28 protein-coding genes are annotated in these 24,589 nt (G+C 44.3%); 16 read left to right on the top strand and 12 right to left on the bottom strand.

Annotated elements, in window-relative coordinates; genetic code table 11:
* Window positions 1–129: 129 nt before the first annotated feature.
* On the top strand, window positions 130–816 hold the full coding sequence (locus FFR00_RS18050) for a PEP-CTERM sorting domain-containing protein (protein WP_137674810.1): 687 nt from the start codon (window positions 130–132) through the stop codon (window positions 814–816).
* Window positions 817–982: 166 nt separating this feature from the next.
* Window positions 983–3,769 (top strand): choice-of-anchor Q domain-containing protein, encoded by a 2,787-nt coding sequence (locus tag FFR00_RS18045; protein WP_137674809.1) that lies wholly within the window; start codon window positions 983–985, stop codon window positions 3,767–3,769.
* Window positions 3,770–3,827: 58 nt separating this feature from the next.
* On the opposite strand, the gene FFR00_RS18040 is transcribed toward FFR00_RS18045, so the two are convergent.
* Window positions 3,828–4,325: a GNAT family N-acetyltransferase gene (locus FFR00_RS18040; RefSeq protein ID WP_137674808.1), complete on the bottom strand. Its 498-nt coding sequence runs from the start codon at window positions 4,323–4,325 to the stop codon at window positions 3,828–3,830.
* 116 nt (window positions 4,326–4,441) lie between these two features.
* Between FFR00_RS18040 and lexA the strand changes: the two genes are divergently transcribed.
* The 5 genes from lexA to FFR00_RS18015 all read left to right on the top strand — a co-directional run bounded on the left by lexA (window position 4,442) and on the right by FFR00_RS18015 (window position 9,525).
* Entirely contained in the window at window positions 4,442–5,086 is a 645-nt protein-coding gene (gene lexA / locus FFR00_RS18035) for a transcriptional repressor LexA (RefSeq protein WP_137674807.1), read from the top strand.
* A gap of 328 nt (window positions 5,087–5,414) precedes the next feature.
* Entirely contained in the window at window positions 5,415–6,482 is a 1,068-nt protein-coding gene (gene coxB, locus FFR00_RS18030; RefSeq protein WP_201798771.1) for a cytochrome c oxidase subunit II, read from the top strand.
* Window positions 6,483–6,493: 11 nt separating this feature from the next.
* Entirely contained in the window at window positions 6,494–8,083 is a 1,590-nt protein-coding gene (ctaD, locus tag FFR00_RS18025; protein ID WP_137674805.1) for a cytochrome c oxidase subunit I, read from the top strand.
* 1 nt (window position 8,084) lies between these two features.
* Complete coding sequence (locus tag FFR00_RS18020) at window positions 8,085–8,666, top strand: cytochrome c oxidase assembly protein (RefSeq protein WP_137674804.1); 582 nt, start codon at window positions 8,085–8,087, stop codon at window positions 8,664–8,666.
* The gene (locus FFR00_RS18015; protein ID WP_137674803.1) at window positions 8,650–9,525 is read left to right on the top strand and encodes a cytochrome c oxidase subunit 3; all 876 of its coding nucleotides are present in this window, start codon (window positions 8,650–8,652) and stop codon (window positions 9,523–9,525) included. Before FFR00_RS18020 ends, FFR00_RS18015 begins: the two co-directional genes overlap by 17 nt.
* On the opposite strand, the gene FFR00_RS18010 is transcribed toward FFR00_RS18015, so the two are convergent.
* Complete coding sequence (locus FFR00_RS18010) at window positions 9,526–9,729, bottom strand: DUF2909 domain-containing protein (RefSeq protein WP_137674802.1); 204 nt, start codon at window positions 9,727–9,729, stop codon at window positions 9,526–9,528.
* Here FFR00_RS18010 and FFR00_RS18005 point away from each other — a divergent pair.
* The 5 genes from FFR00_RS18005 to dinF all read left to right on the top strand — a co-directional run bounded on the left by FFR00_RS18005 (window position 9,722) and on the right by dinF (window position 14,355).
* Window positions 9,722–10,450 carry an SURF1 family protein gene (locus FFR00_RS18005; RefSeq protein WP_137674801.1) on the top strand — a complete coding sequence of 243 codons (729 nt, stop codon included), beginning with the start codon at window positions 9,722–9,724 and terminating at the stop codon, window positions 10,448–10,450. The genes FFR00_RS18010 and FFR00_RS18005 overlap by 8 nt on opposite strands.
* On the top strand, window positions 10,447–10,950 hold the full coding sequence (locus FFR00_RS18000) for a hypothetical protein (protein WP_137674800.1): 504 nt from the start codon (window positions 10,447–10,449) through the stop codon (window positions 10,948–10,950). Before FFR00_RS18005 ends, FFR00_RS18000 begins: the two co-directional genes overlap by 4 nt.
* A 16-nt stretch (window positions 10,951–10,966) precedes the next feature.
* Complete coding sequence (locus FFR00_RS17995; protein ID WP_137674799.1) at window positions 10,967–11,983, top strand: heme A synthase; 1,017 nt, start codon at window positions 10,967–10,969, stop codon at window positions 11,981–11,983.
* On the top strand, window positions 11,961–12,875 hold the full coding sequence (gene cyoE / locus FFR00_RS17990; RefSeq protein WP_174235973.1) for a heme o synthase: 915 nt from the start codon (window positions 11,961–11,963) through the stop codon (window positions 12,873–12,875). The genes FFR00_RS17995 and cyoE overlap by 23 nt, the downstream gene beginning before the upstream one ends.
* A 145-nt stretch (window positions 12,876–13,020) precedes the next feature.
* Window positions 13,021–14,355, top strand: a complete 1,335-nt coding sequence (gene dinF, locus FFR00_RS17985; RefSeq protein ID WP_137674798.1) for an MATE family efflux transporter DinF — start codon at window positions 13,021–13,023, stop codon at window positions 14,353–14,355.
* Between the two features lie 10 nt (window positions 14,356–14,365).
* Here dinF and trmL read toward each other — a convergent pair whose 3' ends face one another.
* Genes trmL through FFR00_RS17970 form a run of 3 tightly spaced genes read right to left on the bottom strand, consistent with a single transcriptional unit; the run spans window position 14,366 to window position 16,901 of the window.
* Complete coding sequence (trmL, locus tag FFR00_RS17980) at window positions 14,366–14,830, bottom strand: tRNA (uridine(34)/cytosine(34)/5-carboxymethylaminomethyluridine(34)-2'-O)-methyltransferase TrmL (protein ID WP_137674797.1); 465 nt, start codon at window positions 14,828–14,830, stop codon at window positions 14,366–14,368.
* A gap of 26 nt (window positions 14,831–14,856) precedes the next feature.
* Entirely contained in the window at window positions 14,857–16,191 is a 1,335-nt protein-coding gene (locus tag FFR00_RS17975; RefSeq protein WP_137674796.1) for an ATP-binding protein, read from the bottom strand.
* Window positions 16,192–16,193: 2 nt separating this feature from the next.
* On the bottom strand, window positions 16,194–16,901 hold the full coding sequence (locus tag FFR00_RS17970) for a response regulator (protein WP_137674795.1): 708 nt from the start codon (window positions 16,899–16,901) through the stop codon (window positions 16,194–16,196).
* A 136-nt stretch (window positions 16,902–17,037) separates the two neighbouring features.
* Here FFR00_RS17970 and FFR00_RS17965 point away from each other — a divergent pair, with 136 nt between their 5' ends.
* Genes FFR00_RS17965 through cysE form a run of 3 tightly spaced genes read left to right on the top strand, consistent with a single transcriptional unit; the run spans window position 17,038 to window position 19,269 of the window.
* Window positions 17,038–17,508, top strand: coding sequence for a Spy/CpxP family protein refolding chaperone (locus FFR00_RS17965; protein WP_137674794.1), 471 nt, complete (start codon window positions 17,038–17,040; stop codon window positions 17,506–17,508).
* Window positions 17,509–17,550: 42 nt separating this feature from the next.
* The gene (locus FFR00_RS17960; protein ID WP_137674793.1) at window positions 17,551–18,453 is read left to right on the top strand and encodes a cation diffusion facilitator family transporter; all 903 of its coding nucleotides are present in this window, start codon (window positions 17,551–17,553) and stop codon (window positions 18,451–18,453) included.
* A 9-nt stretch (window positions 18,454–18,462) separates the two neighbouring features.
* Window positions 18,463–19,269, top strand: coding sequence for a serine O-acetyltransferase (gene cysE, locus FFR00_RS17955; RefSeq protein ID WP_201798769.1), 807 nt, complete (start codon window positions 18,463–18,465; stop codon window positions 19,267–19,269).
* Between the two features lie 16 nt (window positions 19,270–19,285).
* On the opposite strand, the gene FFR00_RS17950 is transcribed toward cysE, so the two are convergent.
* Window positions 19,286–19,507 (bottom strand): DUF1653 domain-containing protein, encoded by a 222-nt coding sequence (locus FFR00_RS17950; RefSeq protein WP_137674792.1) that lies wholly within the window; start codon window positions 19,505–19,507, stop codon window positions 19,286–19,288.
* 192 nt (window positions 19,508–19,699) lie between these two features.
* Between FFR00_RS17950 and zapB the strand changes: the two genes are divergently transcribed.
* Window positions 19,700–19,906 (top strand): cell division protein ZapB, encoded by a 207-nt coding sequence (gene zapB / locus FFR00_RS17945; RefSeq protein ID WP_137674791.1) that lies wholly within the window; start codon window positions 19,700–19,702, stop codon window positions 19,904–19,906.
* A gap of 17 nt (window positions 19,907–19,923) precedes the next feature.
* Here the strand turns inward: zapB and rraA are convergent, their stop codons facing one another.
* From rraA to FFR00_RS17915, 6 genes are all read right to left on the bottom strand, one after another.
* A complete protein-coding gene (gene rraA, locus FFR00_RS17940) occupies window positions 19,924–20,412 on the bottom strand; it encodes a ribonuclease E activity regulator RraA (protein ID WP_137674790.1) in 489 nt (162 codons plus the stop codon).
* Between the two features lie 181 nt (window positions 20,413–20,593).
* The gene (hslU, locus tag FFR00_RS17935; protein WP_137674789.1) at window positions 20,594–21,925 is read right to left on the bottom strand and encodes an HslU--HslV peptidase ATPase subunit; all 1,332 of its coding nucleotides are present in this window, start codon (window positions 21,923–21,925) and stop codon (window positions 20,594–20,596) included.
* 19 nt (window positions 21,926–21,944) lie between these two features.
* Window positions 21,945–22,475, bottom strand: coding sequence for an ATP-dependent protease subunit HslV (hslV, locus tag FFR00_RS17930; RefSeq protein ID WP_137674788.1), 531 nt, complete (start codon window positions 22,473–22,475; stop codon window positions 21,945–21,947).
* Window positions 22,476–22,644: 169 nt separating this feature from the next.
* On the bottom strand, window positions 22,645–23,298 hold the full coding sequence (locus FFR00_RS17925; protein ID WP_137674787.1) for a division plane positioning ATPase MipZ: 654 nt from the start codon (window positions 23,296–23,298) through the stop codon (window positions 22,645–22,647).
* Window positions 23,299–23,405: 107 nt separating this feature from the next.
* Window positions 23,406–23,708 (bottom strand): PilZ domain-containing protein, encoded by a 303-nt coding sequence (locus FFR00_RS17920; protein WP_137674786.1) that lies wholly within the window; start codon window positions 23,706–23,708, stop codon window positions 23,406–23,408.
* A gap of 318 nt (window positions 23,709–24,026) precedes the next feature.
* A complete protein-coding gene (locus FFR00_RS17915) occupies window positions 24,027–24,587 on the bottom strand; it encodes an SPOR domain-containing protein (RefSeq protein WP_137674785.1) in 561 nt (186 codons plus the stop codon).
* Window positions 24,588–24,589: the final 2 nt, after the last annotated feature.

Genomic DNA, 24,589 nt, shown 5'->3' with positions numbered 1-24,589 from the left:
TCTAAGCGAGAAAACTTCCTCTAAGTAAGCTAGTTTTGCTGTTAATCTTTGCCTAATTAGAATTGGCTGCTATCGTTAAAATTGGTCACTCATGATTTAGATTAGGCTTACCCGGCTAAGGAACCCATCATGAAATTGTTTACACGTGCGGCGATTTTCGGCATTTCACTACTTACCACTCCCTTTGTTCATGCTGCGTTTATTACTACTCAAGAAGCCGCTCTTGATAGCATTTATTCTCAAGCGACTTTTGGCCAAAACATCATTGATATCCGCATTGGTACCGCCACCGAATTGGTCTTTCCCGAGCTATTGGATATCACTACCAGCGCGGAGGTGAGTCAACTTTTTAGTCAGCATGTTGGCCCCTCTAATGTGGTCAATTTTTATTTTATCGACACGATTAGCGCCTGCGGATCGCAAATCAATCGAGGGATAGTGGGTTGTGGGGAGTATTTTGGAAACGATTTTGTGGTTGAATCTAGTTACGCCGCGGGCAGTTTAGGCGGAGAGTTGCTTGCTCACGAGTTAGGCCACAATTTAGGCCTACCGCACTTGTCTGGCGCTTACCTAATGAATCCAAGCCTCAACAATCGCACATTAATTACCGAGCCAGAAGTTGAGCGCATATTCCGTAGTCCTCTCGTTCAAAATGATAACGATTATTTCTGGATAGACATTAACCCTGTACTGATTGTTGCAGAGGCGACAAGAGTGAGTGAGCCAGCTTCGGTTTTTATGTTTAGTAGTCTTTTGCTCGTATTCTTATTCAGTCGCTCAAGACACCGATCTTATTACGAATCTATCGCGCCTTAATAGTTTTTTAAAAGCTTTTTTGAAAGGGCTTTCAAGAGCTGTTTGTTGTTTTAAATATACTTTTCATTGGCTTAGCTGTGATCTATGGCTATCTTTTAGTACAAAAATAAGTAATTAATACAAAGAATAATAGAATGTCTTCATTAGCATGAAGGGATTCTTAACCATGAAATACAATATCATATTATGCGGGCTATTTGCCGCTTCCATTCACACTCTCGTAGGTTGTGGTGGTTCGTCAGGTTCCAGTTCAATAAGTGAGGCTAGAGCTCAATACGAAGGAAGCGAAGAATTAGCGGTGGTTAATTCTGCTAACGCACATCAGTTTTCTCGTGCTGCGTTTTATTCTTCTCAACTTAAAAGCAATGGGGAATTAAGCGCTAAAGATCTTATTTCCCCTGATAGCTTTTTGTATTTAATGTTCGGTATTGGGGATTTTCCTGGCCTATACTCTTCTCTAAGCTGTGATAGCGGAAACTTTGAAGAGCATAGCGATGTAGATACAAGCACCTGGTTAGGAGAGGTATCAGTCTCATTTAATGAATGCCTTATAAACAATGCAACAGTCAATGGTTCATACACTCTAACAATTAAGGCTTTGAATAGTGCTAGTGGACATTATTTAGATAATTACTCGGTTAAGTACACGGATTTCTCCATCTCTTCTAACTCAAATCACTATAGTCAGCTCAATGGTAATGTTGACTTCCGTATTACCCGCAGCCTCACCAAAGATACACGCATGAACTTGATCATGACTGATGAGAATCAAGCTCAGCAAATACTCTTAGATAACGTCTCTTGGCTTGAGTCGAATGCCAATAGTGAAAATATGGTTGAGGTAAAGGGTAGTATTTATTTGGGGGCTCATGGTCGTGTAGATTTAACAAGTGACCAATTGTTAATGTCAGGGCTAAATGTTGACGACGGGCACTTTACTGTTAAGGGCGACTCAAGCTCGTATAGCACTACATTTAATCCAAATCCGAAGAAAAACAATCTAGAGTTATTTCCCTTTGATGAGTCAAACTCGACAGTTAGGGAAGCTCCTTTACATTTTCTAACCCACAGAGTTCTCAGCAACTTAAATGATAGCGACGGTGATGGAATGTGGGATGGTTGGGAGATTTATTATGGGCTTGACCATCTTGAAGCAAATGGAGAGGATGATGACGATGGAGATGGGTGGTCGAATTATTTAGAGTTTGTTGGTATTGATTCTTCTCCTGTAGATGCAACGTCTAAACCTTCTATCAACATCGGTATACCTAACTCGTTTATAGATACATTGGTTGGGCTTGAAAGTTCCAGTTACACGTTACGGTTATTTGGAAATATAGATAAACGTTTAGCTGATGCGATCAGCGATTTTTCGTTTACAGTGAGTTTCCCGGAAACTATCGAATGGAATATTGAAGAAAGTGACCACTGTTCTATAGAAAATAATTTACTAAAGTGTAATGTCACAGATTATTCAGATTTTATAGGTTACCAAAACCACCCTCTCGAAAACTTAGATTTAGCTATATTAGAGTTTAAAAATAGAAGTCTAGACGTAGGTGAAACGAAGCATAAAATTGCACTTGATTTTAATAACCCACTAATGACTTCAGCACAGGAAGAACCTTCGTTTTCACGCAGTCTAACACTTCACCAACGACCTTATACAGAAAGCAGGATTAATGCTAACGATTTTGCGGTTGTTTTAGACGACATCAAAGATGAGTTCTTCTATAAATTAGAAATCGATAGCAGTCGCTACCTAGAGCAGGCTTTAGATATTAGTTTACCAAGCAGCTCATTGGGAATGGAGATTGTTGGAATTAATGTTTTAGACGATGAAATGGTGTGCACCTTTTCTTCTAAGTTAGCTCAGTGTGATGTGCCATCTTTTCGTAATCCTTCTGTCGAACTGGTGCTATCTAAACCAAGTGCTCATGGAAAAGTGAGTATTGGCATCAATGTGAAAGACTACAAAGATGGTAGCTTGGTGTATGAGCAACAGTTTTCAAGTTTGCTCGCGATTACTTCATCGATGGCGGAGTTGAAGGCTCAAGCTGATGAGCTAGAAGTTGGTGAGACGATTTTAAACATAGCGCCTGGGATCTACAGTGGTAGCGTTACTTTTGATAGAAACTTAACCTTGAAAGGGGATGCTAATACAGAATTGTGGTTAAAGTCAGGTGCTTATGCAGATGGAGCCTCGATAACCAGTACTTCTGAGTTACACATTGATGGTCTAAATCTACACGTTATTGCTGATACAGACAGTGCAATAAAGGTGAGCGGGGGGAGTATTGTTAACAGTGATATCCACATTTCTGGTTATCGCGGCTCAATGATTACTTCAGATAAGCCTATACGAATTACTCACAACTCCATAAATGTGAAAGACACTAATGGTACACTTATTAACTTACCACCGGGCTCATCGGTGAACAATAATCTTATTGTTTTGCAAAACAGCCGGGCGACGCTAATTGGAAATTCACTGGGTCAAGCAGAATCAGAGCAGCTTAAAGAATCTGTAAAAGTAAGCAATAATACTCTAATAGATATGTATTCTTTCTTTAGTGACCACTCGCTCTTTCCATTATCAGCCATTGTTTTTGAAAACAATATTGTCGCACTGACTGACAACTTAGAGAGTGTTGATGATTCAGAACTCGATGGTTCAGTATTTAGCGTTAGCGGTGAGCAAAGCGTTACTCGTCATAACTTGTTTTCATCTCGTTTTACAGAGCTACTAAATAATAGTGAGTTTGTGAACGAAAGTAACATTGTAAGCGACAAGATCTCTCAAGGGCTAGAGAGTGACTTCAGTTTGAATTTGACTAGTGAGGCCGTTGATAATGGTGTTGATAACCTTGAGCTACCGAGTAAGGATTTAGCAGGAAGTGCAAGGGTATCAGGTTTGGGCGTAGATATTGGTGCATTTGAGCTTCAGCAATAGTAAGTTTTTTTCAAAAGAAAATTTCGATAGCGCTATCCTGTCAGGATTAGCGCTATTGTTAAGTTCCCTGCTTTAAAAGTTGCTTTAGCATCCAAACATCGCAGCCATTATGGGCTGTACCTTGTAAAGGTGCAGATAAGTGTTCAAAACCGAGGCCTTCGTATAGTTTAATCGCTGCCGACATATTGCTAAGGGTATCTAGGTAACAGCGAGAAAATCCCTGCTCTAAGGCAAATGCTAGGCAGGCTAAAGAGAGCTTTTTACCAAGACCTTGGCCTCTAGCTTCTTCTAGCAAAAATAACTTTTTTAACTCACTGGTATCTTTACTATCGGCAAAAGGCGCAATGCCGCAGCCGCCAACGACCTTATTACCTAACAACGCGACCATGTACCTGCTGTGATTTTGCTGTGTGTAGTATTGACTCATATTGTTAACTTCGGCATCAGAGGGGCCAAAGCCTTCACCTACCGCGCCATACTCTTGGCCAACCTGTTTGATTATTCGCTGTAGATCTTGGTCATATTGAGCTGATACTTCAACTATCTCAAGGTTCATCTTTGCCTCCTATCACTTTGAATCAACAGTAACAAAATCAGAATTAGGATAAAACCTTGCGTCTAAATGTATGCTGTATATACTAACAGTGTGCTGTATAAACTTACAGGTAGACTATGAAGCCTTTAACGCCCCGCCAAACAGAAGTGTTTGAACTTATTCGCCGCCATATTAACGATACTGGTATGCCTCCAACGCGTGCCGAAATTGCTAAAGAGCTAGGATTTCGCTCGGCTAATGCAGCAGAAGAACACCTTAGAGCTTTAGCTAAAAAAGGTGCGATTGAAATGATTCCTGGTGCGTCGCGAGGGATCCGTATTAGTGAAGCGTACTTGCCGGCTAGTGCAAATGAAGCCACTGTAGAGCCTGAGCTAGGCTTGCCGTTAATCGGTCAAGTTGCTGCGGGTGAGCCTATTTTGGCGCAGGAGCACGTTGAATCTCATTATGCCGTAGATGCTAGCTTATTTAATCCGCATGCCGATTATTTACTGCGAGTACAGGGCATGAGCATGAAAGATATCGGCATTATGGATGGTGATTTATTAGCCGTGCATAAAACCACCCAGGTGCACAATGGACAGGTGGTTGTGGCTCGTTTAGATGAAGATGTTACGGTTAAACGTTTTGAGCGAGACGGTAAGATGGTGTACTTACATCCCGAGAATGAAGAGTTATCAACCATTGAAGTTGATCTTGAATATCAGAACATCGAAATAGAAGGTTTAGCGGTAGGTATTATTCGCACTGCCGATTGGATGTAAGCCTTATTCAACAATAAGTTCCCCCATTTTGAAGCCCAAATCACTCTGATTTGGGCTTTTGTCGTTAACATCACATCTTTTGTCTTTATCCATAAAAATCTCAACAATGTATTTACATTTCTTTAACTTAGGGGTTAATTTATAAACAGTAGGTTGTATTTAGCTGTAATAGCCTATGCTTTTGGGGTGGGGATTTTCCCTTTATTCGCAGCTACTTTCCTAGCATGGAAAGTTGTTGTCGTTGGCTACTGCAAAGGAGAGCGCTGTGGGCCGATGGATTCAGCTATTAGTGCTGACATTTTTTTCGCCGCATTTGTTTGCGCAAGAGATGTCTTTTAATTTACGTCCTGGTGTTACTGCCATCAGTGAGCAAGTTTATGGCTTGCACATGACAATTTTCTATATTTGTTGTGCCATTGGTGTTTTGGTATTTGGCGCTATGTTTTGGTCGATTTACCATCACCGTAAATCCAAAGGAGCGGTTCCTGCTCAATTCCACGAAAGCACTAAAGTGGAAATTATCTGGACCATCATTCCCTTTATCATTTTGATAGGCATGGCGATTCCAGCCACTAAAACCCTGCTGGCAATGGAAGACCCTTCCGATGCCGACATTACCATTCAAGTGACAGGTTCCCAGTGGAAGTGGCACTACAAGTACTTTGACCAAGATTTAGAGTTTTACAGTGTAATGGCATCTGATTGGGATGAAGTAAACGGCAAACTGGAAAAGCGCAAAAACTATTTGCTTGAAGTTGACCACCCCCTCGTATTGCCAATCGGTAAAAAAGTCCGCTTCCTCATGACCTCTGAAGACGTTATTCACTCTTGGTGGGTGCCTGACTTTGCTGTTAAAAAAGATGCTAACCCAGGTTTTATTAACGAAGCATGGACCATCATTGATAAACCCGGCATTTACCGTGGCCAATGTGCTGAGCTATGTGGAAAAGACCATGGCTTTATGCCTATTGTTGTCATTGCCAAACCCCAAGCCGAATATGATGCTTGGTTGGCAGAGAAAGAAGCTGCCTATTTAGCCAAGCAAGCGCAAGAGCTAGAACTGGTGGCCATGACGATGCAGCAAGATGAGCTGATGTCGTTAGGCGAAAAAGTGTATGAGAAAAGCTGTGCTGCTTGTCACCAAGTTAACGGCTTAGGTTTACCTGGCGTGTTCCCCGCTTTAAAAGACAGTCCAATCGCGTTAGGTGATGTGACTAAACATATTGAAGTGGTGGTAAATGGCGAGCCTGGCACAGCCATGCAAGCCTTTGGTAAACAGCTTGGTTTGAAAGAGCTAGCTGCGGTGATTACTTATGAGCGAAATGCTTGGGGTAATGATACGGGTGACTTAGTGCAGGCCAAGGATGTTGTGGCCGTGCAAAACGCAGCGCAGTAGGGAGACAGACAATGAGCACGATTAGTGACGTTCACTCAGACCATGAAGAACACCACCATGCCCCTCGCGGATTAATGCGTTGGGTACTAACCACCAACCATAAAGACATTGGTTCAATGTACTTATGGTTCAGCTTTGCCATGTTTATTGTTGGTGGAGCCATGGCGATGATTATTCGCGCCGAGCTGTTCCAACCAGGCTTGCAACTGGTTGAGCCTAATTTCTTTAATCAAATGACTACGGTGCATGGCCTTATCATGGTATTTGGTGCGGTGATGCCAGCCTTCACGGGCTTAGCTAACTGGTTAGTACCAATGATGATTGGCGCGCCGGATATGGCATTGCCACGCATGAATAACTGGAGCTTCTGGATTTTACCCTTTGCCTTCAGCATTCTGTTGGCATCGCTGTTTATGGAAGGTGGCGGCCCCAATTTTGGTTGGACTTTTTACGCTCCGTTATCAACTAAATACAGCCCAGACAGCACCGCCCTATTTGTGTTTGCGATACATATTATGGGGATAAGCTCGATCATGGGAGCGATTAACGTGATTGTTACCATTATGAACTTACGCGCCCCAGGTATGACCTACATGAAGCTGCCGTTGTTTGTATGGACTTGGTTTATTACGGCCTTTTTGCTGATTGCGGTAATGCCGGTATTGGCGGGGGCGGTGACAATGGTGTTAACTGATAAATACTTTGGAACCTCCTTCTTTGATGCTGCGGGAGGGGGGGACCCGGTGTTGTTCCAGCATATTTTCTGGTTCTTCGGCCATCCTGAAGTTTACATTATGATTCTGCCCTCCTTTGGCATTATCTCGGCAATTGTTCCCGCGTTCTCTCGTAAACCGCTGTTTGGTTATTCTTCGATGGTTTACGCAACGGCGTCTATCGCAGGACTAAGCTTTGTGGTGTGGGCGCACCATATGTTTACCACTGGAATGCCGGTGGAAGCAGAACTATTTTTCATGTTCTGTACCATGTTGATTTCGGTGCCCACAGGGGTGAAGGTATTTAACTGGGTCGCCACTATGTGGAAAGGCTCTTTAACCTTTGAAACCCCCATGTTGTTTGCGATTGCCTTTATTGTACTGTTCACCATTGGTGGTTTCTCAGGTTTGATGCTGGCGATTACTCCGGTGGATTTTCAGTACCACGATACCTACTTTGTGGTGGCGCACTTCCACTATGTATTGGTGACAGGAGCCATCTTCTCGATTATGGCTGCGGCTTATTATTGGCTACCCAAATGGTCGGGCAGAATGTATGACGAAGGCTTAGGTCGATTGCACTTCTGGTGCTCGCTGGTATCAGTAAATGTGCTGTTTTTCCCTATGCACTTTTTAGGTTTGGGAGGAATGCCTCGCAGGATCCCTGATTACGCCCTGCAATTTGCTGATGTAAACGCAATCGTGAGTATTGGTGGTTTTGCCTTTGGTTTATCGCAGTTCATCTTCTTGTACTTGGTGATTAAGTGTATTCGCAGTGGAGAGCCTGCTCCTGCTAAACCCTGGGAAGGTGCCGAAGGCTTAGAGTGGGATAACCTGCCTTCGCCTGCGCCTTATCACAGCTTCACTACTCCACCGGAGATTAAATAAGATGCTTGGCCATCGCCGCTTAGTTGTGCGACTGCTATTGGTAGTGGTGGCAATGTTTGGCTTTGGTTATGCCTTAGTGCCTTTGTACGACGTATTCTGCAAAGTCACCGGTATTAACGGAAAAACCGCCAAAACAGCTAGCGAAGTAAGTATGGCTACCGATGAGCAGCGTATAGTTACGGTGGAGTTTATAAGTTACGTGCCACAGGGACTTAACTGGAAATTTGGCCCTAAGGTTAACCGGGTGAAAGTTCATCCAGGTGAAACCTTACAAGTCGATTTTAGCGCCAGTAACTTCACCGCTCGCCGAGGAACAGTACAAGCAGTGCCTTCGGTAAGCCCTGGTCTCGCGGCTAATCATCTTAAAAAAGTGAGTTGTTTTTGTTTTGAACAACAAACCCTCGCACCGGGTGAGCAACAAGACATGCCTTTGTTTTTTTATGTCGCCCCCGAATTACCTGAAGATATAAACACATTAACCTTGGCTTACACCTTATTTGCGGTAGAGGGTGCTGAGCTAAATGAATCTGAAACTGCACAAACACGTGCTGATGGAGAGGTGAGCAATGACGCAGCCTTATGATAAGTATTACGTACCTGCCCAAAGTATTTGGCCAATTGTTGGCGCGGTAGGTTTATTCCTCATCGCTATGGGCGCGGGTTTTAGCGTTCAACAAATGGGTAGCGAGCAAAGCTACGGCCTTTGGGTATTAACCTGTGGTTTTGTGGTGATTATTACCATGCTATTTGGTTGGTTTGGTAATGTTATTCAAGAAAGTATGGATGGCTTATACAGCGCCCAAATGGATCGTTCATTTCGTCAAGGCATGAGCTGGTTTATTTTCTCTGAAATCATGTTCTTTGGTGCATTTTTTGGTGCACTATTTTACGCCCGAATGATCGCGGTGCCATGGTTAGGTGGCGCAGGCAATAATGAAATGACCGGGGCTGTGTTATGGCCTGAATTTGAAGCCATTTGGCCACTTATTCAAACCCCCGGCGGTACTACCACCGAGGCAATGGGCTGGTACGGCTTGCCACTACTTAACACCGTTATATTGGTGATATCTTCATTCACCCTACATTTTGCTCACGTGAGTTTGGAAAAAGATAAGCGCGGCCCGCTCAAATTATGGCTAGCTATTACCTTGGTACTGGGCTTTGCATTCTTATTTTTCCAAGTAGAAGAGTATGTGCACGCTTACCAAGAAATGGGGCTAAGGCTTGATTCAGGTATTTACGGAAATACCTTCTTCTTATTGACGGGTTTTCATGGTTTACACGTAACGCTGGGCGCAATCATGCTAACAGTGATGTTTTTGCGAGTACTAAAAGGCCATTTTACCGGGAAGAGCCATTTCGCCTTTATGGCTTCCAGTTGGTATTGGCACTTTGTAGACGTGGTGTGGTTGTGTCTATTCTTGTTTGTATACGTGCTCTAACTAATAAGGGCGAGGGTTGGGTTGAATGTATCCCAACGACATGGCGAGTAACACAACGATGAGAACTAATGCGCTTATCATTAAGCGCCTAGCTAGATAATGAGTCATTGGTTTCTCGCCGCCTTTAAGCATAACGCGAAGTGCTAACACCATATTTACCACAACAAACAGAACGAGTGCGGTAATCAGTATTTTAATGAACATAAGCAAGCTCTCTCAACAGACTGATAAAAAAACAGTTTCCTACCGCTTGATACTGTTTGTATTGCTTATGGTTGCGTTGATAGCGCTGATGGTCAAGCTTTCATTGTGGCAATGGCAACGTAGTGAACAAAAACAGCAATTATTGGATCAGTATCAACAGCAGTCGCTAGTAGAAACAAGTCTCGATAAGGTTCAAATGAATGGAGCAGTGCCGTTTCAGATAGTAAAAGTTTCAACAATTAACGCAGTGGGCGCCAATCTTTGGCTAGACAACCAAGTAGAGCAGGGAAAAGTGGGTTACGACGCCTATACCTTGGCGACCACTCCGCAAGGCAATGTATTAGTGCGCTTGGCTTGGCAACCTGCTTCTTATCAACGCGCTGAACTGCCACAAGCGTTAAATACTGATGCTTTGCCAAATCGATATCGTTTACGCGAGGTGAGTTTACCGGTGGTGTTGGATAAGCAACATTGGTTAGAAGCGTTTCCGCAAGGTTTACGGGTTCAGCAAGTCAATATCGATGCCTTAGCTGAGTACTGGGGCATTGATTTATTACCTTTTGTATTGGATAGCCAATTAGAACATTCACCAGAGCAGCTGGTGTCTATATCTCCTGAAAAACATAAGGGCTACGCTTTGCAGTGGTTGTTAATGGCGTTAGTGGCTAGCGGGCTGACGGGCTATTTTTGTTGGCAAAATAGAAACAAGGAAGGTTTATGAGAAGTCACCAAAAAACCATGCTGTTACTTGCTTCAGTATTTTTAGTGCCATTAATTCTGGCCTGGGTCGTACTTAAAATGGGCTGGTTTGAACGGGGGGCTTTAAGCCATGGCCAATGGCTAGAGCCGCCAATGCAATTAGAAAATTATCAAGTCGGTAAGTGGTCGATTGCTCAAGTCATAAAAGATGATTGTTTGGATGTGTGTAGCGACAACTTAGCGCGGTTGAATACCGCATGGTTAGCACTGGGCATTGCCAAGCAAAAAACTCAGCGTTTAGCGTTAATCAGCGAGGCTAAAGAAGCCAACATTGATGCAGGTTATGCTCGTTTGGCAATAACCCAAAGTAATCAAGGTTTAGCGGGATACGACCAACAATGGTTGGTGGTTGATCCCACGGGCTGGGTCATTTTAAGTTATCAGCCGGCTCAAGGAGATGAGCAAGTGAAAGGCTTAATCACAGACGTAAAACGTTTAATTAAAAACTCGCGGTTCCAATAAAGGCTAAGGGAAGCATATGCAAAAAGGATTAATTGCTGCCATGTTACTTGCCGTTGTCGTGATCGGTTTAGGCGCGTTCACGCGATTAACTGATGCTGGTTTAGGGTGCCCAGATTGGCCGGGTTGTTATGGCCAGCTCGCAGTGCCTCAAACTGAAGAACATATCCAGCATGCCGCGACTGCTTTTCCTGAACGCCCGCTTGAAGCGCATAAAGCTTGGAATGAAATGATTCACCGTTACTTTGCCGGCGGTTTAGGTTTGCTGGTGGTGGCGCTAGCGGCGATAGCGGTTTGGCGTAAACAACATCGATTTATTGCTATTGCTTCAGTGGTGCTGATCATATTTCAAGCCGCCCTTGGTATGCTCACGGTGACTCTAGGGTTAATGCCTATTGTGGTGATGGGGCATTTGTTGGGCGGTTTTTCAATGCTGGCATTGCTGTTTACTTGGTTTATGTTGCGTCAACGACCTATTACCAAACCGCAACGCAGTGGTCGCTGGTTGTGGGTTGGCTTGTTAGTACTAAGCACTCAAATTGCCTTAGGCGGTTGGACCTCTGCTAATTATTCGGCCATTTCCTGCCAAGGTTTGCCCTTATGCCATGAAGCGTGGAGCGATGATTATCAAATAGATGCTTTTCATCCCTTACCAGAGCGAACAGGCAGCAATTACGAGTTTGGTGTATTGAGTCACGAGCAGCGTAAAACGGTGCATGTAACTCATCGTATTTGGGCCGGAGTGACAGCCCTATACTTGTTCATTTTAGCCTTGAGTTATATACAGCGACGCCATAGCGATATTGAGCGCGGGCGAGCTTCTCGGCTTATTTTTGTATTGTTTACCCAAATAGGGCTAGGCGTGGCGAATGTACTTTGGCAGGTGCCTTTGGCTGTTGCGGTGGCCCACAACTTAATAGCGGCCATGCTGCTGCTATGTTTAATTAGCTTGATTTTGGCCCACTACCAAAGTGCCACCAAGTTAAAACCACTTGTGCAAAAGGAGACGCATTATGGCGAAGTTGAACACGCTTAACCCGCCTAGTTCATTGAACAAGGGAATAAATTGGCGAGCGCTATACAAATTAACCAAACCTAAGGTAGTTGCTCTAATTGTGCTTACCGCGGTGGTGGGTGCTTGTTTGGCAACGTCTGGCCTTCCTCCTTGGCAAGCCTTGCTCATAGGTAATTTGGGTATTGGATTAATGGCGGGTGGGGCAGCAGCATTTAATCACTATATTGATAGCGAAGCGGATGCAGCTATGGCGCGTACCCATAATCGCCCGTTACCCACTGGGGCGATTGCCAGTTGGCAGGCATTATTGTGGGCGTCGCTATTGTCGCTGGCTGGATTTGCCATGTTGTACTGGTGGGTGAACCCACTGACTGCTTGGCTTACTGCTGCGAGCCTAGTGGGGTACGCAGTGGTTTACACGCTATGGCTAAAGCGCGCTACGCCACAGAACATTGTCATTGGTGGCTTAGCTGGTGCAATGCCGCCATTGCTAGGATGGACAGCCGTAAACAATGCGGTATCGGCTGAGCCTTTGCTGCTTGTTATGTTGATATTCACTTGGACACCACCGCACTTTTGGGCGCTGGCGATTGCTCGAAGAGATGATTACGCAAAAGTGAATATTCCTATGCTGCCAGTGACACATGGCATTAGCTTCACCAAAAAGCTGGTGGTGCTGTACTCGTTGTTATTGTTTGCGGTCTGTTGGTTACCGTTTTTAGTTGGCATGAGCGGGCTGGTTTACTTGGCCGCTAGTTGTGTACTTAACCTGCGCTTTATTCAATTGGCATGGCGTTTATACAATGGTGATAACCAAAAAGACGCCATGAAGTTGTTTGCTTATTCGATAATGTATTTGATGCTGTTGTTTGTCGCCTTACTCGCTGATCATTGGCTGTTTGCTTTGCTGTAGCGGAGTTGCTGCTATTTCAGTTTGTTTTTTTTCACGGCGAGTGGCTGGCTATAATCTGATTACGTTGTTGTAAGCTAGTCGTTGCTATTGCCGAGAGTGTATCGAACTCTTACACTCTCGGTATCAACCTCTAACTCTCTCCCACATGTCTCATTCGCGTTTCTCTGCTATTGCCGCCATTGCCATCCCGATGATTCTGTCGAATATCACTATTCCTTTATTAGGTTTGGTAGATACCGCTGTCATTGGCCATTTAGATCATTCCTACTATCTCGCTGGAGTGGCTCTAGGCTCAATGATGACTACCTTGGTATTCTGGCTATGTGGCTTTTTGCGTATGTCTACCACAGGCTTAAGTGCGCAAGCATCGGGTGCGAACGATCGAGCTGAGCTTCAACGTATTGGGTTTAACTCAGCCTTACTCGCCTTGGTGTTAGGTTTCACTTTACTTGCCTTGCAGGCGCCAATTTTACGTTTAGGGCTGAGCTTGGCCGGTGGCAGCGAGCTTGTTCAATTTTATGCCGCTGAGTACTTTTCTACGCGAATTTGGGGCGCTCCTGCAGCTTTGTTAAATTTCGTATTGTTAGGCTGGTTACTGGGCATGCAAAATGCTCGAGCACCTATGTTGTTACTTATTTTAACCAACAGCTGCAACATCGGCTTAGATGTTTTGTTTGTAGTTGGTTTTGATTGGAAGGTACAAGGTGCGGCCTTAGCCACAGTGATCGCTGATTACTTGGGATTATTGTTAGGTTTGTATTTGTGCCGACAACAGTTTCTAAGTCGTTTTAAACAACTTCCTAGTTTTTCTGAGTGTTGGCAGGGGTTTAGCCGCAAGCACTTAAGCGGATTGTTTTCCCTGAACAGAGATATCTTTTTACGCTCATTATCTTTGCAGCTGTGTTTTGCTTTTATCACTTTTCAAGGCTCGCGGCTGGGCGACAACATTGTTGCAGCTAACGCGGTATTGCTAAACTTTTTGATGTTTGTTTCTTTTGCCCTCGATGGCCTCGCATACGCGGTAGAGGCGTTGGCGGGTAAAGCCAAGGGAAAACAAGATCGTGGTTTGTTTGTGGATGTTATAAAGCAATGTTTGTGGCTAGCGTTGATGGCTGGGGTAATGTTTAGCGTAATGTTTGGGGTATTTGGAGAGCACTTAGTTGCTCTACTTACCGATATACCAGATATTCGAGTAACCGCAGCCTTGTATTTACATTGGATGGTCGTACTACCGCTAGTGGCGGTGTGGTGTTTTATTTTAGATGGGGTGTTTATTGCGACCTCGGAAGGGCGAATTATGCGTAACTCTATGCTACTGGCCAGCTTTGGTGGATTTTTCCCTTTGTGGTGGTTGTTTCAGGGTTGGGGTAACCATGCTTTGTGGCTAGCTTTGTGTGGCTTTATGGCCCTAAGAGGATTGAGTTTGGCATGGGTATATAAGCGCGCCTTAAATCAACAGCGTTGGTTTAAGGCGGCTTAAGGGCTTTGCATTATACTGCGTCAATATAACCGAGTTGGCGCCAAGCTTCGTAAGCAAATACCGATACTGCGTTTGATAAGTTCATGCTGCGACTATCAGCTAACATAGGAATGCGTAAACGAAACTTACTGTCGATTTCAGACAACACATCATCGGGCAAACCACGAGTTTCTGGGCCAAACATTAAGTAGTCACCAGCTTCAAAGCTAAAATCGCTATGAAAACCGCTGCCTTTGGTGGTGCAAGCCAACAATCGGGCGGGCTGTTCGGTGTCTAAAAATGCTTGGTAGTCGGCATGGCGCTTTACCTCAGCAAATTCATGGTAGTCCAAGCCTGCACGCTTAACTTTTTTATCATCCCAAGCAAAACCCAATGGTTCGATGAGGTGTAAGTTACAACCGCTATTCGCCGCTAAACGGATTATTGCGCCGGTATTTTGTGGTATTTCTGGTTGATAAAGCACAATGTTAATCATGATAAGTCCAAGTCGCTGCGAAAGCGCTATTGTAGTGGCAAGCGCAGGCTAACTTCTAGCCCTTTAGCCGAATGATTGCTCGCGCGAATGCTTCCACCGTGTTGGCGAACCGCTGATTCGGCAATGGCCAAGCCTAAACCCACTCCGCCACTATCGCGATCTCGCGCTTCTCCGCTGCGATAAAATGGCCGGAAAATGCTTTCTAATTCGCCCTCATTTAAGCCTGGCCCATCATCACGAATAACCAGCACTAGCTCATTGTCTTGCTGAGTTATTTGCAGGCTGACATGCTGTTCAGCGTATTTTAAAGCATTACGGCAAACGTTCTCTAAGGCCGAGGCCAAAAGCTGTGGGTAACATACCAGGCTAACATTTGGTGGGTAGCTTGCCGTAAAAGTTTTGTTTAATTGCTCTGCCTCAAACCCACAATCGTTAACGATGTCATCGATTAGGTCGGGTAAATCAAGCTGTTGTTGCTTGGCATTTACTTGCATACGCGAGAGTGATAACAGTGCGTTTATCATCTCTGCTAAACGTTGTGACTCTCGTTCAATGCGTTCTATTTCTGGGCTCGGCTCTTGGCGTTTTTTATGAATGGCCAGCGCCATATTCATTCGTGTAAGTGGCGAGCGTAGCTCATGGGAAATGTCACTAAGTAAGCGCTGCTGGTTGCTAATAGCCTGGTTTAGGGTATCTACCATGCGTTGCAAGCTATCAGACAGTTGACCAACCTCGTCGCCGCGATGGATCTCGGGCAGTTGAGTGTCTAAGTGACCAAGTGATACTTTGTTTGCTGCCGATTGCAGTTTCTTGAGTGGCCTTACAATGTGGCGAGTAAGCAAAAAACACAGGGCTAAGCTAAGCCCAATAGCCACCAAACTTAAAAAAACCGGCGATACGCCAAAGTTACGAATGGCATGCATTTGCTCAGGTTTAGCGCGTCGCTCTACATAGAGTAGGTAGCTTTGGTTATCGAGTGTTATTTGCTGAGGGCCAATAAGAATGTACTTTTTATCGAGAGTGATTCTTGGATCTTCAAGGTTATCGTGGTTCGCGATTAAACGGCGCATGTCGCGACTCACATCTGTTTGGTTAATCACTTCGCCATTTGCATTCACAATGAAAGGTTTACCAAATCGCCCTTTAAAGCGTGGTTCCAGCTTTGGATGGAGCATTTTCTGGGGGTTGTTCTCAATCCTCTTTGCAAATTCTTGCAAGCTTTTTAGCGCCCAAGAGGGCGCTCTAAAATTATCCTCGCTGACCATTTTCGATAAGTTGATTGAGACAAAAGCCGTGACCAACAAGATCATCCAAAATGAGATGAAGATTTTTACAAATAAGTTGTTAATTAGACGCTTCATTACTACCACTCTAGCCACATATAGCCTTTACCACGCACTGTTTTAATCCGTGGAAGTTGATCTTTACGTGCCGGTATCTTTTTGCGTAAGTTACTAATATGCATATCTAAGCTGCGGTCAAAGGCTTGTAGACGCTTGCCTAATACTTTTTGATTGAGGGCGTCTTTTTCCAATAATTTGCCAGGCTGTTCTAATAAATGCTGCAGTAGCAGTAACTCAGTACTGGTGAGTTCTAGCTCTTGGCCGTCACAATGCACTTGCTGTTTGGCTACCGATAACTTCAAGTCTTGATGGCAGACGAGTTCTTGATTTGCCTCTGTTGGGCTCGCGCTTTGAGTGCGGCGTAAAATTGCCCGGATCCGCGCTAGTAATTCACGCTCACTAAAAGGTTTAGCTAAGTAATCGTCGGCGCCTAGCTCTAAGCCTAATACACGGTCTATTTCATCGCCTTTCGCGGTAAGCATTAGTACTGGCTGTTGGTTGTCTTTGCGTAATTCTTTTAATACTTCAAAGCCATTTTTACCCGGCATCATTACGTCTAGTAGCACCAAATCATAGCGCTGCTGTTTTAGCTTTTCTAAGCCACTTAAACCGTCGTTGCATACCTCACAACTAAATCCTTCTAGTTCTAAGAGTTCGCCTAACAATTCGGTCAGCTCTTTGTCATCATCAATTAATAATAGCTTCACAGGCGTTTCTCTTTTCAACATTTATAAGCAAATTGTACAAAACTAGGGCGGCTTTGCGGGGTTTAATTTGTGGCTTTTACATAGCTTTACACTTTACTGCAGTTACTTTGCATTCACTTTTGTAGACTTAAATGGACTTAACAGACCTCAGGAAAATATGATGAAAAAGCTACTTGTTACTACCCTCGTTGGCGCTTTAGTTATTGCACCGGTAGCCTTCGCTGCTAAAGGCAACATGCAAGATGGCATGAAGCGTGGTGGTCATCCTGCAATGAAAATGATGAAAAAACTGGATTTAACTGATGAACAAAAAGTTCAAGTTAAAGACATTATGCAGCAATACAAGCCTCAAGGTGGCGATAAAGAACAGCACCAAGCAATGCATGAACAGCGTATGGCAATTATTACGTCTGCAACTTTTGATGAAAGTGCAGCGCAAGCCTTGATTGATATCCAACAAGCTAAGCACCAAACGCGTATGTTAAACATGCTGCAAGCTCAGCAAGAGATCTACCAAGTATTAACGCCGGAACAACAGCAAAAATACATCGAAATGAGCAGCAAAAAAATGGAAAAGCAGCAAAAGCGTATGGATAAAGCCAGCAAAAAAGCTCAGTCAGAGAGTTAACTAGCCGTTATACTTTACAAAACTTGAGAAAGAATTTGTGAAGTGGAAAAACAACGCTATCAACGTTTGGTCACTTTGGCTACATGGGTCGCAACCTGTGTAGCGGTGGCCTTGCTTGTCATTAAAGGCGCGGCATTTTTATATACTGGCGCAGTGAGCATTCTTGCCTCTTTGATTGACTCACTAATGGACATTGCCATGTCGTTAGTGAACCTCCTCGCGGTGCGTTATGCACTGCAACCTCCCGATAAAGAACATCGCTTTGGCCACGGCAAAGCCGAACATTTAGCTGGTGTTGCACAAGCTGCGTTTATTACTGGCTCAGCTATTATGCTGTTGTTTGGCGGATTTACTGAATTATTAAACCCTAAAGCTATTGAGCACAGCCGCTTAGGCATTATGGTAATGATTATCTCCACACTAATTACCATTGGTTTAGTAATATTCCAACGTTATGTCATCGCGAAAACCAATAACAGCGTAATTAAAGCTGATTCGATGCACTACGCCATGGACATTTACATGAATGCCGCAGTGCTGGTTGCGCTGCTGCTAAGCCAGTATGGCTGGTATTGGGCCGATGGTTTGTTCGCGGTGCTAATTGCGGTTTACATTTGTTATGGCGCTTATGGCATTGGCAAAGAATCGGTCCAAAACTTATTAGATAGAGAGTTGCCTGAATCTTTTCAATTACAGGTGTATAATTGCGCGCTGGCTATTCCAGGGGTACTGGGCGCGCATGATATTCGCACCCGCCAGTCTGGGCATACAAAATTTATTCAGCTTCATTTAGAGCTAGATGATAAGCTTATCCTCTACGAGGCACATAGAATTGCCGATGAAGTTGAAGACGCTATGTTAGCGCAATGGCCTGAGGCCGATGTATTGATCCACCAAGATCCTCAATCGGTGGTTCCTCAAGAGAAAAAATTAGAGCTCGAATAAGGTGAAGGTGTGGCAAAGGTAAAGGACTATCAGATCAAACAAACGTTAGCTGAAACGGTATGGTTACAGATCCGTGATGAAGCCCACCGTATGGCTGAAGACGAACCGATGCTATCGAGTTTTTTCTACTCGACTATTTTGAATCACCATACCTTGGCTTCAGCGTTAAGTTTTCAATTAGCCAGTAAACTGGATAGCTCTACTGTACAAGCGATTCTGTTGCGTGAATTTATTGAAGAGGCCTTGAAGGCCGATCCGTGCATACTTGAAGCAGCTGCCGCAGACATTGTCGCGGTAAAAGACCGCGACCCTGCGGTTAAGTACTACGCTATTCCATTGTTGTATCTAAAAGGCTTCCACGCCCTGCAAGGACATCGCGTAGCCAATTGGTTATGGCATCAAGGGCGCTTGGCATTAGCCCGTTACATGCAAAATCAAATCTCGGCGGTATTTGCGGTAGATATTCACCCTGCAGCTACCATTGGTAAAGGCATTATGCTGGATCATGCTACGGGTATTGTGGTGGGCGAAACGGCGGTAATCGAAGACGAAGTTTCGATTTTACAATCGGTTACCTTAGGTGGTACGGGTAAAGATCGCGGTGACCGTCACCCTAAAGTTCGCCAAGGCGTATTGATAGGCGCTGGTGCTAAAATTTTAGGCAATATTGAGGTAGGTCGCGGCGCCAAAGTGGGCGCCGGTAGTGTGGTTCTAGAAGATGTTCCACCACATACCACCGTAGCAGGCGTGCCTGCTAAAGTAGTTGGTACGCCTAGTTGCGCCACTCCAGCAACAGATATGGGACAAAATATTTAGTCCTAGCCTGTTAGGCTTAGTCTTCAAGTGCTTCGACAAAAGTAAATCGCGGCACTTGCTCACCATCTTGCTCTACTTTCTCAAAAAACATCTCATAAGGTCTCACCCATAGTTTTCCTTCGCCATATAGCGGGCGGTAAAGGACTAAGTGTTCCTCGGTTTCAGAATGTTGTACGGTATCGATAACTTGATATTCTGGGCCTTTATAGTGGCGGTAGCGGCCTTTTTTTAGATTCATGACTATTTATTCAACAACTAGTTAGGGAAATACTGTTCTACGCTTGTTGGCTATAGATGACAAGAGTATGCTGCTTTAAAAGCAGTCATCATCAATATGTGAACGCTGAGCTGGGTTCATTTATCCATGATGACTGATTCAACTCAAATAAGAAGAGTTGGCTGAGAAACAGAATTAACGGGAGAAATATCGATGTCTTTTGACGTATTAGAAAAATTGGAAGCAAAAGTTCAGGTTGCAGTTGATAGCATTGAATTGTTGCGTATGGAAATTGATGAGCTGAAAGAGCAAAACAGCCAATTGAATGACGAAAATGGCCGTTTATTGCAAGAACAGCAAGCTTGGCAAGAACGTCTTAAAGCCTTGTTAGGCCGAATTGAAGACGTTCACGCCGAATAAGCTGCTAGCTTGGGCGCTTATTCTATATCAAGTGGCTCAGGCGATAAGATTACCCCAGTGGTATCTGCATAGATGTGATCTTCTGGAAGGAAGGTCACGCCGCCAAAGTTTACCGGAATATTTACATCCCCTGTCTCATCCTCGGCATCTGCGCCAACGGGAATAGATGCTAAGGCTTGAATGCCTATATCCAAATCTTCAATGGCATCTACATCGCGTACACAACCATAAACAATAATGCCATCCCACTCGTTTTCGGCAGCAGTTTCGGCAATGCTTACATCAACCAATGCGCGGCGTAACGAACCACCACCATCAATAAGCAATACTCGACCCGTTCCAGACTCTTGTACAACTTGGGCGATTAAACCTGAGTTTTCGAAGCACTTAATGGTAGTGATTTCGCCCCCAAAAGCATTTCTGCCACCGTAGCTGGCAAACATGGGTTCAACAACGTCAACCGTATCTGCGTAAAGGTCACAAAGTTCAGAGGTATTATATTCCATGGTCTGGATCCTAAAATTGGCCCGAGTGTTCGCTACCAGTATAAACCCTAAGTTGCCGTTTTCAATTAAGAAATATCAAGTAATTAAGAATTGCATCTAGCCTATGTATAGTGGGCTTTGCATTCCGCGCAGATACAAAAAAAGCCGCCAAAGTGGCGGCTTGAGAGCAGACCAACAGCGCTTATAAAATAAAGCGGCTTAAGTCTTCGTCGGCCACTAGGTCGTCTAAAGACTCGTTAACGTACTTAGCGTCAATCACAACGGTTTGGCCAGCGTTGTCAGAAGCGACAAAGCTTAGCTCTTCCATCAGCTTTTCCATTACCGTGTGTAAACGGCGAGCACCAATGTTTTCGGTACGCTCGTTTACTTGCCATGCTGCATCGGCGATACGGCGAATACCATCTTCGGTAAACTCTATATCTAAGCCTTCGGTAGCCATTAGAGCTTTGTACTGCTCGGTTAGTGATGCGTTGGGTTCGGTAAGAATACGTACAAAATCGTCAGCGCTTAAGGCGCTTAAACTGACGCGAATTGGCAAGCGACCTTGTAATTCAGGAATAAGATCGGAAGGTTTTGCTACCTGGAAAGCACCCGATGCAATAAACAAGATATGATCGGTTTTAACCATGCCATGTTTGGTACTAACGGTTGAGCCTTCTACTAATGGCAGTAGATCTCGCTGAACGCCCTCGCGGCTTACATCTGGACCTGAAGAGTCTCCACGTTTACAAATTTTGTCGATTTCGTCTAAGAATACAATGCCATTGTTTTCAACCGCATGAAGGGCTTTTTCTTTTAGCTCTTCAGGGTTTACCATTTTAGCGGCTTCTTCTTCAATAAGTAGCTTAAGGGCTTCTTTAATCTTAACTTTTCGTTTCTTGGTATCTTTGTTTCCAGACAAGTTTTGGAACATGCCTTGTAGCTGGTTAGTCATCTCTTCCATACCAGGAGGAGCCATAATTTCTACACCCACTTGTGGCTGGGCAATATCAATTTCAATCTCTTTATCGTCTAGCTTGCCTTCGCGTAGTTTCTTGCGGAAAGTTTGACGGGTAGAGCTTTCTTCGCCTTTTTCCTCATGGCCAAAGGTATCTTTAGCCGGTGGGAGTAGCGCGTCTAGAATGCGGTCTTCAGCTTGGTCTTCTGCACGAAAACGGAATTTTTCGGTTTCTTGTTCGCGAGTAATTTTGAATGCTACATCGGCCAAATCACGAATAATAGTTTCAACTTCTTTACCCACATAACCCACTTCAGTGAATTTTGTCGCTTCTACTTTAATAAATGGTGCGTGAGCAAGCTTCGCTAAGCGGCGGGCAATTTCTGTTTTACCCACACCGGTTGGGCCAATCATTAGAATATTTTTTGGGGTGACTTCTTGGCGCAACTCGGCATCAAGTTGCATACGACGCCAGCGGTTACGAAGCGCTATCGCTACTGCACGTTTTGCATCTGCTTGGCCAATAATGTGGTTGTCTAACTCTGAGACGATTTCTCTTGGGGTCATTTTCGACATGATGTTTTCCTGCAAAGCCTTAGGCTTTAGCGTCTAATTCTTCGATGGTGTGATTTAAGTTAGTAAATACACAAATGTTACCGGCAATGGTCAGACTTTTTTCTGCGATTTCGCGCGCGCCTAGCTCGGTATTTTCTAATAGGGCTAATGCCGCCGATTGGGCGAAGGGTCCACCCGAGCCAATGGCAATTAAGTCGTGTTCTGGCTGAACCACATCACCATTACCAGTAATGATTAGCGAGGCCTCGCCATCAGCTACTGCAAGAAGTGCTTCTAGTTTGCGTAACATGCGGTCGGTTCGCCAATCTTTGGCGAGCTCTACAGCGGCTTTAGTAAGATGGCCCTGGTGCATTTCAAGCTTGGCTTCAAAGCGTTCGAATAGGGTGAAAGCATCGGCTGTGCCGCCAGCAAAGCCGGCGAGAACTTTACCGTGGTATAGGCGGCGCACTTTCTTGGCGTTGCCTTTCATCACAGTATTGCCAAGGGAGACTTGGCCATCGCCAGCAATGATCACTTTGCCGTTGCGGCGTACGGAGACGATAGTAGTCACGTTATTTCCTCAATTGGTTGAGCTAACTGTATACATTAGCTTAGCTATACTTTTGAAATGGGGGAGGCTAAGGTCTTTTTCAAGGTATTTACCGAAAAACAGCGGCTAATCGCAGTTTAACTCGCCGCATTTTAGGCCGTGATTTGGTTTTCTTAGAAGAATGTCGCGTCTAATTGGTGGGTGAGACATCAAGAAATTCTTTAATGATCGCGTCAAGCTCTTTAGCTGCTTGGCTATTGGGTTCTATTTCATTAATTGAACGGCCAGTTTCTTCGGCTTCATCATAGGCGAAATGATGCTGGCTTTCCGATTCCAATACATGCAATCCAAGAGCTTGGCACTGCTGCCTCGCATCGTTAACTCGTTGTGTCTGTTTAGCCGAGGTTGTGCATTGACTTAGCACGATGCTCGCTGTCATGTTCGGGTTCACTAATCGGCAAGTACTTATTGCGTCATCTAGAAAGCTGAGGCTTTTTAAGTCGCGCTGTTTTGGGCGAATAGGTAGCAGCACTTTCTGAGCAACCGACATAGCAGCGCCTAAGGCCAAATTGTCTAAGCCTCCGCAGTCAATCACTACATAGTCATGACGGCTTTTTAGGTTCAGCAAATCATTACGAATTTTGCCAAATAAACGAATGCCATCAATATGGCTAAGTGCGGTGTTTATAGCGCGGGTATTAATCCAGTCAAGGCTCGACTGATGGTCATCGCAGTCAACGATTAAGACTTTGGGGTGTTTAGTAGTGGTGAGGTGAACCGCAATGTTCTGTGCAAAGCTGCTCTTGCCGTTGCCACCTTTTTCTCCGCCAACCAGTATTAACATGGCTGCTCCTTCTTATTATCACTTGTGGCCAAATGTGCTTTTGGCCGCCAATCAAGTCCTAATAAGTATAAGACACTCCACGGATATTGCTTGGAGCGTGATTTTTTTTACAACAATAACAAAAACATATGGTAACTGGTGAAGTTCTTTCGATGGCAACGAGCCACCTTGGCTTTCATTTCTGTGGCGTCAGCATGTTCAGTGGCAAATTTTATTATAAGTTTGGTGCCAATCTGTAGATCATCACTGTGCATAATTAACAAGCCGCGACGTGATATGTCTATGCAAGTTGCTTCTATGCTTTCAGCTTCTCCATCGCTGTTTTTCCACATAAGTTTTACTGGCTCATTTTCTAGATCCAGTCGCATTGAGCGCCGACGATCTAGCTGCTCTAGTTCGGTGTTTTCCATTTCATCGCGTTCCTATTACGAGTCGCGGATTTAAAGCCTATAAATATTCCGCATTTTAACTGTTATTAACAATATAGCGTAGCTACATTTTTATAACATAGTTGAGAACCAGTTCAAATAACTAATATTTTTAATTGCTTAGCGTTGTTTTTTTAACAAAGCTTAACTAATGACTAAGAATATTTAGCTACAAACTTGACGATACCCAGCATTATTTTTGGTTATAAATAATACAAGATTTAAATAGAATGAAAAGTCTAAGTGGTTAAAATATAAGCCGAATAGCATTTATTCGGCTTAAAGAGGATTTTTGACTTGTTAGAAGTTCCAGTGCCAGATTTGGCAGCCATTTATCTTGGCACGTTGTAGCACGTGTCGAGCACGTTCTGCATCGCGTTTAGTAGGAAATGGGCCTAATACAACGCGATACCAAGCGCCATTTTTACCTTCGGTACGTCTTATTTGGCTTTCTAAGCCTGCAAAAGCGATTAAGGCTTTGCTCTCTTCTGCTTTATCGCGGCTGCGGAAAGAAGCACATTGCATTTGATAAGGTTTAGCCGGTTCAGCTGACTTTTCAGCTAACTCTACTTCTACCTTTTTCTCTTCCAATTCTTTTACGTAGGTGCGCTCTTTAGGCGGCTCGGGTAAGCGAGTTTTGGGCTTAGTTTTGGTTGCCTGAGGTTTTACTATCTCGCTTAGCTCTGGCGCTGGAGTTGGTGCAGTGCCTTTAATATTAAACAGCAAAACAGAAAAACCAACAATTGCAGCCACTACGCCAAGGGCGAGCGGCAGCGGAAAGCGCTTTTTATTGCTTACTGCACGGCTAGGTTTAGCCGTGCGTTTTTTGGGCTTACTGCGCCCAACGTAGTCCTTAGCCATAC

The organism is Agarivorans sp. Toyoura001, from assembly GCF_005405585.1.
GTDB lineage: Bacteria > Pseudomonadota > Gammaproteobacteria > Enterobacterales > Celerinatantimonadaceae > Agarivorans.
Note: the sequence above shows the minus strand (reverse complement) of the source record. Positions and strands in the feature narration are given on the sequence as shown.